The following is a 14,943-nucleotide window of genomic DNA, read 5'->3' on the forward strand; positions in this document are numbered from 1 at the left end:
CTCTGAAAAAAGAGGTATTTTCGATAAACCTAAATAGCTATTTAATAAATACATAAGTAATGTCAAAAGTAATAGGAAAAGTTGCTCAAATCATTGGACCAGTAGTTGACGTAGTTTTCAACGGTAAAGATGTTGAACTTCCAAAAATTTATGATTCACTAGAAGTCACTAAAAAAGACGGAACTATCTTAGTTCTAGAAGTACAATCTCACATTGGAGAAAACACTGTTCGTACAATCTCTATGGACTCTACAGACGGTTTGTCTAGAGGATATGAGGTAGTTGGAACAGGAAGTCCAATCCAAATGCCAATCGGTCCAGACGTATATGGAAGATTATTTAATGTTGTTGGAGATGCAATTGACGGTTTAGGTGATTTGCCAAAATCTGGAGAGAATGGTTTACCAATCCACAGACCAGCACCAAAATTTGAAGATTTATCAACTTCATCTGAAGTTTTATTTACAGGTATCAAAGTAATCGATTTGATCGAGCCTTACGCAAAAGGAGGTAAAATTGGATTGTTCGGTGGTGCTGGAGTAGGTAAAACAGTATTGATTCAGGAGTTGATCAACAATATCGCAAAAGGTCACGGTGGACTTTCAGTATTCGCTGGAGTAGGTGAAAGAACACGTGAAGGAAATGACTTGCTTCGTGAGATGTTAGAGTCAGGAATTATTAAATACGGTGAAGATTTCATGCACTCTATGGAAAATGGAGGATGGGATTTATCTAAAGTAGATATGCCAGGAATGAGAGAGTCTAAAGCTACTTTCGTTTTCGGACAAATGAATGAGCCACCTGGAGCTCGTGCACGTGTGGCACTTTCAGGATTATCTATCGCTGAGTATTTCCGTGATGGAGCTGGATCAGACCAAGGAAAAGATGTATTATTCTTCGTTGATAATATCTTCCGTTTTACACAAGCAGGTTCTGAGGTATCAGCACTTTTAGGACGTATGCCATCTGCGGTAGGTTACCAACCAACATTAGCAACTGAGATGGGTGCAATGCAAGAACGTATTACATCTACAAACAAAGGATCTATTACATCTGTACAAGCGGTTTACGTTCCTGCGGATGACTTAACTGACCCTGCGCCAGCTACAACTTTCGCGCACTTAGATGCAACAACTGTATTGTCTCGTAAAATTGCTGAGTTAGGTATCTATCCTGCGGTTGACCCGTTAGATTCTACTTCAAGAATTTTAACTCCACATATCTTAGGAGATGAGCACTACAACTGCGCACAAAGAGTAAAAGAAATTCTTCAAAAATACAAACAATTGCAAGATATCATCGCTATCCTTGGTATGGAAGAGTTATCTGAAGAAGATAAACTTGCAGTAGCAAGAGCACGTCGTGTACAACGTTTCTTGTCTCAGCCATTCCACGTAGCAGAGCAATTTACAGGTATCCCAGGTGTATTGGTTGATATTAAAGATACTATCAAAGGATTTAACATGATCATCGACGGTGAGTTAGATCACCTTCCAGAAGCCGCTTTCAACTTGAAAGGTTCTATTCAAGACGCAATCGAAGCTGGAGAGAAAATGTTAGCTGAAGCATAATAATTTGGTTGTCAGTTGTGAGTTGTAAGTTGTTAGAAAGCAACCATCAACCATCAACCATCAACTATTAACTAAAAAAAGACATGATTTTAGAAATAGTATCACCAGAAGCGAAATTATTTTCAGGAGAGGTAACATCAGTTAGCTTACCGGGAGTTAATGGAAGCTTTCAGATTTTAAATCATCACGCCCCAATTGTTTCAATCTTAGAAGAGGGAACAATTAAAATTGCAGCTCCAAGCTTCAGTTTTTCTAAAGAGGCTGCTGATAAGTTTACGAGAGTCAATGACCAAACTTATACTTTAGGAATTAAGTCAGGAACAATCGAAATGAAAAACAATAAGATAATTGTATTAGTTGATTAATACAATTTCAAAATAAGCTGAAAAGCCAGACAGTATTGTCTGGCTTTTTTTATTTTCTTACTTTTGAAGTATCAAAATCTCTTTATAAAATATTTGATCAATTGTAAAAGCTCAGTAAGCTTTTGCACTATGTTTCATCATTCATGATGAAACATAATTTTTTATGTCAAATTTTATAAAGAATATATATGAAAGATATATCAAAAGTTGCTGTTCTTGGCGGCGGTGGAAGAACAGGAAAATACCTTGTAAAACAGTTATTGAAAAACGGATTTAGTATAAAACTTCTATTAAGAAATCCGGACAATTTTACCATTCAAAATTCAAAAATAGAAATCATTAAGGGAGATGCTCTTAGTGAGGAATCTGTAAGTTTATTACTCGGAGATTGTCAAGCTGTAATAAATACTATCGGTCAGAGAATGGGAGAACCGATGGTGGCAAGTGGGGCGACAAAAAATGTTTTGAATGCTATGGATGCATATGGAATTCAAAGATATTTGCTTTTAGCAGGACTAAATATCGATACCCCATTTGATAAAAAGAGCCTCAAAACAATTATGGCGACGGACTGGATGAAAACTAATTTTCCTGAAATCCAGAAAGACCGACAATTCACTTATGATCTTTTAAGCAGCAGTAAGATTGATTGGACACAAGTTCGTGTTCCGTTAATTGTTTTTTCTGATGAGAGTAATGAAATCTCTGTAAATCTCGAAGATTGTTTGGGAGATAAAATTACAGCGTTGGACATTTCGAAGTTTTTGGTAAAAGAAATGGTCGAGTCAAATTACATTAGACAATCGCCTTTTATAAGTGCTATTTAAATTTAGAAAAACGGCGGATTCCTTATAATCTGCCGTTTATTTTATTCTAATAGGAATTGCCTAACTTTGTTTTTATGGAATTGCATGAAAATCTTAAACGTAAAATAGAAAGATGTAAACAAGAAAATCTGTTTAGAAAATTGCCTGTATTTAATAATCTGATTGATTTCTCTTCTAATGATTATATAGGATTTTCTAAATCAGAAATTATTTACAAGCATTCTCATGCTTATTTATTAGAAAATGAGATTTTTCAAAACGGAGATACAGGCTCAAGATTGACTACAGGAAACCATTCGTTATATCAAATTGCAGAGAGTTTTATGGCGCAATTTCATGAGGTAGAATCAGCTTTAATTTTCAATTCGGGTTATGATGCCAATTTGGGATTTTTTAGCGCTGTACCGCAAGAAAACGATTTTGTTTTGTATGATGAATTGTGTCATGTTTCTATAAAAGATGGAATTGCAATGTCTAAAGCAAAATCATATTCCTTTGTTCACAATGATTTTGAAGATTTGGAAAAGTATATTCTTAAACTTCCAGAAAGAATAATTTACATTGTAACTGAAACGGTCTTTTCTATGGATGGTGATAGTCCAAATTTAGAAGATTTAGTACTGCTTGCTCAAAAACACAATTGTTATTTGGTTGTTGATGAAGCTCATGCTTTGGGAGTTTTTGGAGAAAAAGGAGAAGGTTTAAGTCAGTATCTAAATTTGCATCATAAAATTTTTGCTAGAATTGTAACTTTTGGAAAAGCTCTGGGATGTCAAGGTGCGGCAATTTTAGGAAGTATAGAGCTAAGAGATTATCTGGTCAATTTTGCTCGAAGTTTTATACATTCAACTGCTTTGTCTCCTCATACTGTTGCGACAATTTTTACTGCATACCAGCAATTGGAAATAGAAAAAGCTGCTATTGAAAAGCTTCGTCAGAATATTATATTTTTTAATCAGCAGAAAAATTTGTTAGGACTAAAGCCAATGTTTGTTCACAGTAAATCTTCAATACATTCTGCTATTATTCTAGGAAATAATAATGTGAACGAGTTATCACAGCAACTTCAGGATAGAGGATTTGATGTTCATTCTATTCTTTCTCCGATTGTTCCAGAAGGACAGGAACGTCTTCGTTTTTGTATTCACAGTTATAATTCGCAAGAAGAAATTAACCAAGTTTTGGAATTGGTTAGAGATTTTGTTTTTTGATTGTGTGCAAGGATTTAAGTTCGTTTAAATAGAATAAAACAAGAAACCCATCGTAAAGATGGGTTTCTTGTTTTTAGTTATATATGATTTTCTTTGTGACTACACTGTTATTTTCTAGAATCACTTTTACTAATAAAACTTGATTGCCAGAATATAAGTTTTTAATCTCTAATTCTTTTGTGTCAACTTTAGTTTTATTATAAAGCATTTGACCTCCAATGGTATAGATTTGTACTTCTTTAATGTTTTCAGTTCCGCTATTTACATTTACTGCTTTTGATTTTACAGAAACTAAAACTCCATCTTTTAAATTCTCAAAATCATCAGTGCCTAATGTTTTCTTCGTATAGCGAAGGACAAAACGATCTGTAAAGGTTCCAATAGCTGTTTTAAAAATATAATTAGAAGTGCGCAAGTCAGTTATAATACCTGTTGTTTTGTCTTCTAGATAAACAGCCTGAGTATTAAAGAATCCGTCAGCGTGATCAATTGAAATTGTAAGATTGCCTTCAACAGTACTTTTATAACCAATAGGGACAAAGTCAGAATTATCAAAGGGCAAGGCACGGCCTTGAACGGTTAATTTTTTAGCTTCGCTGATACTATAAAAATCAATATAGGAGTTACTTCCCATTGTTGTGGCGTCATAATTATAATCTAAATTATTGGTTGCTCCAGTTGCATATCCAATAAGCATTTGCTTAAACGCGCCTTGAGAATTTGTTAAGTTTAGCCATAAACGATTTTTTTCGATTTGGCCTGTTTTTTCAGTCGTCTTAAAGAATGTAGTGTTTTTGGCTTTAACTCTTTGTTCGTTTGTAAATAAAATAGAGCTTACATTTGGCTGAGTAAAAAATCCTTGTCCAGTAGCAATATAACCGTTAGGAACCTGTCCTTTTGGAGATGGTTGTGTTTGTCCCATTAATGTGAAAACAGCAAAATCGGCGCTATCATAAGTAAATGTGTTTGTTCCCTCGATTTTTTTCGGGGGAGTATTATGTGACCAAAAATATAAAGGTCCAACATCTCCATTGTCTAGAATGAACTTTTCAGCATCAATAGAAGATGGGTAAGGGTTACCTAATAAATTTAATTTTCCGCTTACAATTGAGATTTGGATGTTTCCATTGTTTGGAACTCCTGTGAATTTCGCAGTAAAATTGCTTGGAGTTGCCAAATCATATGTTTGTGGCGCTCTAATACTGTATCCGTATCCTGCTTCCATAACTTTTTGACCATAGTAGCTAGGAACCCATTTTGTGGTAGTTGCATTCCAATAATGATATTTGTCATACAAAGTTTCTGGAGACAAATCATGCATAGACAAACCGATTACGGGTGATGACCAATATGTTACATCGTAACGTACTACATTGGTTGTTCTTTGTATTTCAAAAGCTTTTGCACTTCCCGTAAGCATATTTTTGGCTGTTGAAGTTTGAAGCAATGATCCTCCATCTAAAATCAGTAGTTTTCCTTCTCCAAGAATATTTATGTCCTCATCAACGGTTAAGGTTATATCTTTTGGAACTGTTAATGTAACTTTATCGTTTATTTTACAAGAGCATACTGTAAGATCAGATGTTAATTGTGTATTTGAATTGATTACTAAAGAGCTTCCATTTGGGGTAGCCGCACCGTTGTAATTTGTTTCAATTTTAATAAAATTCAAATTCAGTCTTGCACTTTGTTTGTAATCTTTTAGACGAATTTCAACTTTAGAATTTTTGCCTAAAACTCTTGGACTAGATAATGCGTTGTTTACAGGCGCATTATCATTAATGTTTCCTGGCGAAGTGTAAACTGGAGTGGTAGCGTTTTCATCATCAATGAAAATTTGCACTTGATCATCGCAGTTTGTAATTTGTATTTGATAGGTTCCACAAGGAAATCCTTGTCTTTTATATACCAGAGTGAAGTAATCTTGCGGAACAGGAGCACCTTGCCAGCCCGATTTAGTTGGGTCAAAAGAAGGTGATTCTGCAAGAGCAAATGAATCTGTTGTATTAATATTTACAGGATTTACACTGTAATATCCAGCATAGCTGTTTTGTGGGATTGTAAAATTATTGCCACTATCAGCGGTAGTAAATCCGTAAACTTTCCACAAATTATCTCCAAAAGCATAAGGTGCAGTATTATTTCCTGCTATTAAGCCCATTGAAAACTGTATTCTAGAATCGGTTGTTTTTTCATAATATTCCAAGTCAAAAGTATACTCAACGCCAGCAGTCAATTGCATATTTACTGCCTTTTGTGAATAATTTACACCAGACCATTGATTAATTATTTTGGTAGTACCAGAAGCTGTAGTTAAATACAAACGATAGTAATCATCGCCTCCAACGGTAATATTGTAAGTGCCTGTTACATCAACTTTGGTCTTCATTTTATAACGGACAAAGAAGTAATTTGTTGGCGATTCGCATAACTGCGGATTTAATCCCGTAACCGCTCCTTGTACAACATCACGGTTAAATAGTTTATTTTCTTCAACCTGCCCTATATAGGTCATGTTTGAAATTGGAAGAGTTGTAGGTGTTTCAGGATTCGGATCTACAGGATCACCTGTTGATGGGAGGTTTGTAGTTTTGTAAACATAACCTATCCATTTATTGTCTCCATATTTAATTTGATCTCCAACAACATTGCAAACAGGTGCAGTAGCATTAACAGTTACAGTAGCAGAAGAATAATTAGAATTAGTATTTTTAAGAGTGTATGTAAATGTTGCAGATCCAGTAAAATTTGCTGCAGGTGTAAAGGTGATATTGTTAAGGCCGTTTACAGTTACAGTGCCATTAGTTGGTTGTGTTACCGTTATGGCTTCTAAAGGATAGCCGCCAATAACATCATTATCTAAAATAGGGATTGTTACAGCTTGATTTGATGGAGTTGAAACAATATCATTCTTTGCTGTTAAGGTAAAAACATCTTCGATTGTTCCTGTGATTACTGGACCTTCTGGACTTCCATTACCATTTTTAATTTCAAAAGTATTGTTACTAGCATAAACATAAAATCTAATGTACAGGGTTTCTCCAGGCGATAAGGTGTTTAGACCTGATGCGATATTATTAGTTAACGACGTCCATGATGAGGCAGCATTACTTTCTGGTATTAATGTCTGAGCACCATTCGTAAAATCTGGATTCTTAGAATATTTTACAAGAAACTTTTGATTCTTTCCTCGGTAAGTAAAATTAAATTGTTTAAGATTTAATTTGTGTTTAGAATCGGGTGCGATTTTAAATTGAATGTATTTAGTTTCATCTGCCTTATCTACAATATTAGGGTTATAAGAAGGAGTAGGCCAGCCGTTAGTTTGAAAAAATGCATTATTTGGGTTTTGAAATATATAATCTAAACTTATGTTAGTACCTGCCTTTGTAATTGGAGAGTTTGGGTCCACATATTGTTTGGTTACGGGATTAAAAGTGTCATCGGCTCCATCCCAAAGTGATAGAAAGTCTGTTGTGTCTTGATTTACTGTTACTTTTATGGTTCCTGTAGATGTTTCTGTTGCATTTGAGATGGTGTAGTTGAAAACAGAAGTGCCAAGAAATCCAGCAGCAGGATTAAAAGTTATAGTTTTATCAGGATTAATTATCGCAGTTCCTTCAGCTGCTGACGGAGGTGTAGAAATAACCAATGTGGTTACGTTGGCTTTGTTTACGTCATTGCTTAGCGGATTTATATTAACTGCTACATCTTTTGTAGTGGTAACGTAATCGTTGATAGCTAATATTTTAGTGGCATCAAAGCTTAATACTTCACCGTTGATGGTAGGTACAATATTTCCGCTTCCAGTTCTGATTTGGAAGTCGTTATTAGTGTAATAAGCATAAATTCTAATATAAACTTTTTCAGTAGGTAATACAGGGTTTATTTCTTCAGAAAAATTCAATGTGTATTGTATCCAATCACTTGTAACTGATGTTGCTGTAAGAAGATTATAAACACCAGATGAGAAATCAGATTGTTTGGAATATTTAATTGTATATTTTTGAGAACCTGGAGATTTACATTCAAAAGAGAATGTGGTTAAATTTACCTTGTTTCCTGTTTTAGGTCCCAAAGCAAATTGTACATATTTTGTCAGATCATATTGACCACCTTTGTTTAGAGGCGTTGGCCAGCCACTACTGGCAAAAAAAGTGTTTGCGGCATTGTTAGGTGTATATGTATTGGTTACAGTTGCTGATAAATCAGAACCGTTAATTGTTCCTATTGGAACAGGAGCATATCTATTGCTAGAATTTGCTGCGTCCCATTTTACTAAAGCAGTTTGAGCAAATCCAAAAAAAGGCAATAATAAGAATAAAAGTAGAGTTTTTTTCATGCTAAATGTTTTTTATCAATTTGTTATGCTGGCATAGGACTTCCGAACCAAACAAAGGTATATACATTTACGAGCTGAATATTGGCGTGGTTTTAAGAACCCCGATATAATCGATGAACTAAAAAAATACTCGATGAAGCACATTAAAAATTTTAATGTTAGACAATTATTCTTATAAAATTCCCAATATTATTGAAGGAATAATTGTGTTAATTTTATTTTTTTTAAACAGTTTTTTGAAGTTTTAGACTGAAAAACGTCTAGTTTGCTATAAATTCTGCAAAAATGGAATATTTTATAACCAAAAGTTGTTTGGTTTGAAAGGGGGATTTTTTGATGACTTTTTGACAAAAAAACAAAATAGCTTGGAAAAGGATAAAAAGGCACTTTTTTAAGATAAAAGGGAATTTAGTTTTCTTCCAGTTCCTTAACTTTTTCATACACTAGATTACTTTCGTAACCTCTTCGTAACATATAGTCGCAGAACTTTTTACGTTTTTTAAGAAGATTGGTTTCTAAGATATTATTCCAGCATCTTTCTGCTAGATTTTCAAAAGTCTCAAAATATTCTTCGGTCGAAATTTCTTTCAAAGCCAAAGTAATATTTGTTGAAGAAATATTTCTTGCTTTGAGTTCGTTGGTAATCCTGATTTTTCCCCAATGCTTAATTCGATGTTTGCCTCTAGCAAAGCTGCAGGCAAAACGGGTTTCGTTTAGAAAATTTCCCTCAATCAGCTGTACGACAATACTGTCAATCTCATCACGAGTCATTTTTAGGCTGTATAACTTATCAACCACTTCGTCATGACAACGTTCTTGATAAGCACAAAAATGCTCTAACTTTTGTAAAGCTTCTTTGATAGTAAAAGTGTTATTCATCGGCTTTTTCATGCATTTTAACGTTTAAATCAAATATTGGTCAAATAGTTATAAATTAATTCTGAAATTTGTTAATATTTTACAAAAAGAAATAAATTATAACCTTGTGTATTAGGCTAATTTAAATATTTTTGTACGGAATTTTAACATTTTTGGATATCGGCTAAAGAGCCAATATTTAACATTTTGAATTCCAATATAATACCAAAAGACCATTCATTTTTTGAAAGGAATTGCCTTTTTTGCTTTTAAGCAACCAAAAACAAATTTAAAACAAATACCTACTAACATATGATGAGAAAATTACTTTACTCGTTTTTATTTTTTATTTCCTCTAAATCTTTTCCCAAAAGGTTAAGCACACCAAGTTTAGGATTGCTTTGTGTTGGGATGTTTTTTGTGGTTTCTTTTGCAGATGCGGCTAATTTTTATTCAAGAACATCAGGTCCGTGGAGCACTGCATCAACTTGGTCTTCTACACCTACAGGAGGAGCAGGTACAACAGTCCCTGGATCAGGAGATACAGTTTTTATTCAAAATGGACATACTGTTACAGTTACAGGAGCAGCACAATGTGCGTCGATTACTTTCAATGGTGCAAGTGCTACTTTGACTATAAATAGTAGTTTTAATTTGTTAGTAACAAATGGAATAACATTAGAATCTATTGCAAATGGAAACCGTATTGCGACAATTTCGGGACTTGGTACTATACAATGTACTACTCTTTCTATTGGACTGTCAAGTATTAACCCATCTAGCGATAGAACCACAACTCTTACTTCTACAATTTCAAATTTTGTAATTTCAGGAAATCTGAATATTATAAGTACAAGAAACGGAAGTAGTGAAAATAATTCAACATTTACTCAAACAAGTGGAGTTGTAACAATTGATGGGGCAATTAATCCAACAACTACAAATAATAGTGCTTCTGTGGCATCGATTGTTCTGGGTAATTCAAACCCTATTTTATATTTAAATGGAATGACTCCATTTGGAACAACAGGTAACAATGGTGTCTTTACAACAACACTAGATGGTACTGGAGCGACAGTAAATTATAGTGGAACTAATAATCAAGCAGTATTAGGAACTACTTATAGAAATTTAACTACTTCTGGAAGTGGGACTAAAACGATGGGTGCGGCCACAACAGTTAGTAGTAATCTAACTGTGGGTTCAGGAACTACTTTAGATGTATCAACGACTAATTACGCACTAAATATAGGAGGAAGTTTTACTAATAATGGGGCATTCACTCCAAGAGTAGGAACAGTAACATTAAATGGATCAGCAGCTCAATCTTTCAACGTTCCAAACTTCTATAATTTAACATTGACGGGAAGCACGAAAAGCTTTGGGGCTGCAACTACTATTGCAAATGCTTTGGTTATTAACTCAGGAGCAAGCGCAAATTTAGGCACTCAAAATCATACTGCAGCTTCTCTAACTTATGGGTCAACAACTGCGTCTACAGCTTCTTCTTGGGGTAGTACAGCTTCTTCAGCATTCAATAAAAATGTTACTTATTTTGGTAATTCAGCAACTGGAATATTGAATGTTACCTGTGCTTATTTTGCTAGTGTAAATCCAATTACAGAGGTTATACTAAATACGTTAGACAAAACGAGTTCAAATCTTACATCAAGCCCAGCTTATGAAGACTTTACTTCAGATACGCCTACGACATTAGTTAAGGATCAGTTCTATGCATTAACAGTAAAAGGAAATACAACGGGATATACAAACGGTTATTATACAGCCTATTTTGATTGGAATAACAATGGTGTTTTCACAGACTCGAATGAAAGTTATACAATAGGAACTATTAATAACTCAACAGGAGCAGATGGTGCTATAACATCTGTTTATTTACAAATTCCGTCAACAGCAGTAGCAGGAAATATTAAAATGCGAATCGTAGCAAGAATGGGAGGTTATTCTGGTGGTCCTTGTGTTGCAAGTGGTAGTGCAGGACAGATTGAGGAATACACAGTTACTCTTCTAAATTCTTGTTCAGGAAATCCAACTTCAAGTACCACTGTTTCATCATCTTCATCAGTTTGTCCTAGTTCACCTTTTACATTGTCTTTAGGAAATACATTTATTGATGGTTCAAATTATGTTTGGCAAAAGTCTACAGATGGTACCAATTGGACAAATGCAACACCAACATCGACTAATTATTTCTATAGTAACTTTTCTACCCCACAAGCAGCAAACACAACAAGTGGCGATATTACACTTGCAGGTGGTGACTGTATTATTAACGGAACTGAGTTGATCTTAACCGACACTAGCCTTAGTGGACATAATAGTGGATTCTTTATTAGTAAGCCAACAAATAGTAACATCAATGCTTTTACAGCTAGTTTTAAATATAGAATTTGGGGTACAACTACGGGAGGAGCAGGAGCAGATGGTATGAGTTTTAGTTATGGCAGTAATGTAGTGGCAGGTGCTGGAGGAGGAGAAAATGGTGAAGGCGATGGTATTATAATTCAATTTGACACTTATGATAATGAAGGTGTTACGAGCGGTGGACGTGTAAGGGTCTTATACAATAATGTTAGATATTTTACTTCTGCTATTAATGCAGTTGCCTTAAGAAATGCATCTTATCGAGATGTTGTTTTAAGAGTTGATGCCAATGCAAAATTATCTCTTGTGATTGCAGGTGTAACTGTAGTCTCAGATCTTTTCTTGCCAGGTTATAGCGCTGCAGACAAATCATCATGGAAATTTAAGTTTTCTGCACGTACTGGAGGTGAAAATGATAGACATAGTATAGATGATTTGTCAATTGATTTTCTTGATACAACAGGATCAAATTCAACATTTACCACTTCTCAAACAGTAAAAACATATTATCGTGCTTTAGTAACTTGTGGGGCTAATACTACCGTTGCATCAACACCAGTTATGGTAGATGTCACATCAGCAACAATTACTCCAATGACATATTCAGCATGTACTGGAGCGGCTTTCACGGTAACACCAACAAACGGTACAAATGGAACAATTCCAGGTAGTACAACATACACATGGACAGCACCAACTGTTACTGCAGGTTTAACTGGCGGGGCATCAAATACGGTTGCGGTATCTTCTATAACAGGAACATTAATAAATACTACATCAACAGCTCAAACAGCAACTTACACTGTTACTCCAATTACAGGTAGCTGTACAGGAGTGCCTTTTACGTTGGCTGTTACTGTCAGTCCGAACAATACGATTTCACTAAGTTCAGCTGCAGGTACAGATACACAGACAAAATGTATTAATACACCGATTACAAATATTAGCTATAACACGATAGGAGCAACAGGTGCAACTTTCTCAGGTCTGCCATCTGGAGTTACAGGGGGCTGGACGGCAAATGTTGTCACAATTAGCGGTACTCCGACCGTTAGTTCGGCAAGTCCATATACTTATACAATTACTTTAACGGGAGGATGCGGAACGGTTACGGCTTCAGGAACAATAACAGTAAATCCAAATAATACTATAGCATTAAGTTCGGCTGCAGGAACAGATTCGCAAACAGTCTGCGCTAATACTGCAATTTCCAACATTACCTATGCTACAACTGGAGCGACAGGTGCAACTTTTTCAGGTCTGCCTGCTGGAGTTACAGGGGCTTGGGCAGGAAATGTTGTAACGATTAGCGGAACGCCTACAACGGAAGTTGGTAGCCCATTTAATTATACAGTAACTTTGACAAATGGTTGTGGAAATATTTCAGCTACAGGAACCATAACTGTAAAACAAGTCCACGCAGCTCCAACAATCACGAAAAACAACGATGTATCTTGTGGCAGTTTTGGAAGTATTACACTAACAGGTTTATCAGGAAATTGGACAATTAACCAAACAGGAACCGTTTCTAAAACATATTCAGGCACGGCATCTACTTACGCTATTCAAGATTTAATAGCAGGAACCTACAATTTTACTATTACAAATAGTACTACAGGTTGTACTTCAAGTTCGGCTACTGTTGCCATAAATGACATTAGTTCAAATACAACATGGAATGGTTCAGTATGGTCTAATGGCGAGCCAGATGGAAGTAAAAGTGTTACAATTTCATCAGTTGTGCCAAGTCAGCCTTTTTCTGCTGCTAAACCTAACATAATAGTTTGTTCCTTAACTATTACGGCTGGGTCAGATGTAATTATTCCATCTGAAATGACTTTAACTGTTACCAACGGAATTACAAGTAATGGTAAATTAACATTTGAAAGTGGATCAAGCTTATTACAAGGCCCAAGCGCTCTAAATACCGGTACTATTTCGTATAAAAGAAAAGTCAGTATGCGCCGCTATGATGTTGTTTATTGGGCAACTCCGGTAACAGATGCAAGTCTTACTATGTATAAATTTTCTCCAAATACCTTATTTGATAAATATCATTATTGGAATGCAACTACGACAAAATGGGTTCTTAGTAACTATGGTGGAAAAGTGATGGAAATGGGACAAGGTTATAGTATCAGAGGACCACAATATTTTGATCTGGTTACTCCTCAAATATTTGAAGGTGTTTTTGTTGGGGTTCCAAATAATGGTGATGTTTCATTCTCTGTGGTGGCAAATAAATTGAATTTGATTGGTAATCCTTATCCTTCTCCAGTAGATGCAGATGAGTTAATGCTAGAGAATAAAGATAAATTAGGTTCGTTATATTTTTGGACTCATAATCAGCCTCCACAACTTGCTCCGGGAACTAACACATTTAAGTATCTAAGTTCAGATTTTGTTGTTTATAACGGAACAGGTTCGGTAAGAGTAAACAATGAGATTGTTACTGGTGCAGATGAATTTAAAGGTTATATTGGCGCAGGTCAAGCTTTTTTTGCAATACCACCAGGAACAACAGTAAAATTTAAAAACGAGTTCCGTAAGGGAAGTTCAGAGAATACACAGTTTTATAAGACAGCTAAAACTAGTAAAATTGAAAAGAATCGTCTTTGGCTGAATATTGCTAATTCTCAAGGCGCTTTCAAACAGATATTAATTGGTTACATTGAGGGTGCGACAAACGCTATAGATGTGGATTATGATGCTGTTACAATGGGAAGCAACTCTTATATTGATTTTTACACGCTTAACGAAAGCAAAAAACTAACCGTTCAAGGTCGCGGACTTCCTTTTGATAATACAGAGATAATTCCTTTAGGATACAAGAGCGGTGTTGATGATAAGGGAGATCGTAACTTCACAATTTCTATTGATCATGCAGACGGATTCTTTACTACTCAACCTGTATACTTAGAAGATAAAGTAACGGGTAAAGTAATAGATTTAAGAAAAGAAAATTATACTTTCTTTAGTGCAGCAGAAACAAATACAACACGTTTTTCTCTACGTTATACCAATAAAACTTTAGGAACAGGTGAATTTGAAAATCTTGAGAATACAGTTTTAGTTTCAGTTAAAGACAAAGCAATAAATATTACTTCATCTAAAGAAATAATAAAAGGAGTAAATGTTTACAACATTGGTGCGGAGTTATTATATAGTAATAGCAAGGTGAATGCTTCACAATTACAAATTAAAAACTTGCATTCTAGTGATCAAGTGCTATTGGTAAAAATAACTCTAGAAAACGGACACACTTTTACTAAGAAAGTTATTTTTTCTAATCTGTAAATAATAAAACCAAAATAATTAGAAGCCCATTCCTTAAAAGGAATGGGCTTTTTTATGTGCAAAAATATCCCTAAATCTTGGTATTGT

7 protein-coding genes are annotated in these 14,943 nt (G+C 34.9%); 5 read left to right on the top strand and 2 right to left on the bottom strand.

All coding sequences use genetic code 11. The features are described from left to right. Positions 1-59 precede the first annotated feature (59 nt). The 4 genes from atpD (at position 60) to BB050_RS08675 (ending at position 3,974) form a co-directional block, all read left to right on the top strand. Complete coding sequence (atpD, locus tag BB050_RS08660) at positions 60-1,571, top strand: F0F1 ATP synthase subunit beta (protein ID WP_008465465.1); 1,512 nt, start codon at positions 60-62, stop codon at positions 1,569-1,571. An 83-nt stretch (positions 1,572-1,654) separates the two neighbouring features. Then, positions 1,655-1,936 (top strand): FoF1 ATP synthase subunit delta/epsilon, encoded by a 282-nt coding sequence (locus tag BB050_RS08665; protein WP_008465464.1) that lies wholly within the window; start codon positions 1,655-1,657, stop codon positions 1,934-1,936. A gap of 188 nt (positions 1,937-2,124) precedes the next feature. Further along, the gene (locus tag BB050_RS08670; protein WP_066033301.1) at positions 2,125-2,763 is read left to right on the top strand and encodes an NAD(P)-dependent oxidoreductase; all 639 of its coding nucleotides are present in this window, start codon (positions 2,125-2,127) and stop codon (positions 2,761-2,763) included. Positions 2,764-2,837: 74 nt separating this feature from the next. Further along, on the top strand, positions 2,838-3,974 hold the full coding sequence (locus BB050_RS08675) for an aminotransferase class I/II-fold pyridoxal phosphate-dependent enzyme (protein ID WP_066033302.1): 1,137 nt from the start codon (positions 2,838-2,840) through the stop codon (positions 3,972-3,974). Positions 3,975-4,047: 73 nt separating this feature from the next. On the opposite strand, the gene BB050_RS08680 is transcribed toward BB050_RS08675, so the two are convergent. Next, positions 4,048-8,316 carry an Ig-like domain-containing protein gene (locus BB050_RS08680; protein ID WP_066033303.1) on the bottom strand — a complete coding sequence of 1,423 codons (4,269 nt, stop codon included), beginning with the start codon at positions 8,314-8,316 and terminating at the stop codon, positions 4,048-4,050. 408 nt (positions 8,317-8,724) lie between these two features. Continuing rightward, on the bottom strand, positions 8,725-9,207 hold the full coding sequence (locus BB050_RS08685; protein WP_236940434.1) for a regulatory protein RecX: 483 nt from the start codon (positions 9,205-9,207) through the stop codon (positions 8,725-8,727). A gap of 279 nt (positions 9,208-9,486) precedes the next feature. Between BB050_RS08685 and BB050_RS08690 the strand changes: the two genes are divergently transcribed. Then, a complete protein-coding gene (locus BB050_RS08690) occupies positions 9,487-14,856 on the top strand; it encodes a T9SS sorting signal type C domain-containing protein (RefSeq protein WP_123906990.1) in 5,370 nt (1,789 codons plus the stop codon). Positions 14,857-14,943: the final 87 nt, after the last annotated feature.

Origin of the sequence: Flavobacterium anhuiense (assembly GCF_001705175.1) — a bacterium.
GTDB classification, from domain to species: Bacteria; Bacteroidota; Bacteroidia; order Flavobacteriales; family Flavobacteriaceae; genus Flavobacterium; species Flavobacterium anhuiense.

Coding starts and splice junctions, on each gene's coding strand:
- BB050_RS08680 (WP_066033303.1), bottom strand. CDS start 8,316: ATGAAAAAAACTCTACTTTTATTCTTATTATTGCCTTTTTTTGGATTT.
- BB050_RS08675 (WP_066033302.1), top strand. CDS start 2,838: ATGGAATTGCATGAAAATCTTAAACGTAAAATAGAAAGATGTAAACAA.
- BB050_RS08685 (WP_236940434.1), bottom strand. CDS start 9,207: ATGAAAAAGCCGATGAATAACACTTTTACTATCAAAGAAGCTTTACAA.
- BB050_RS08665 (WP_008465464.1), top strand. CDS start 1,655: ATGATTTTAGAAATAGTATCACCAGAAGCGAAATTATTTTCAGGAGAG.
- BB050_RS08670 (WP_066033301.1), top strand. CDS start 2,125: ATGAAAGATATATCAAAAGTTGCTGTTCTTGGCGGCGGTGGAAGAACA.
- BB050_RS08690 (WP_123906990.1), top strand. CDS start 9,487: ATGATGAGAAAATTACTTTACTCGTTTTTATTTTTTATTTCCTCTAAA.
- atpD (WP_008465465.1), top strand. CDS start 60: ATGTCAAAAGTAATAGGAAAAGTTGCTCAAATCATTGGACCAGTAGTT.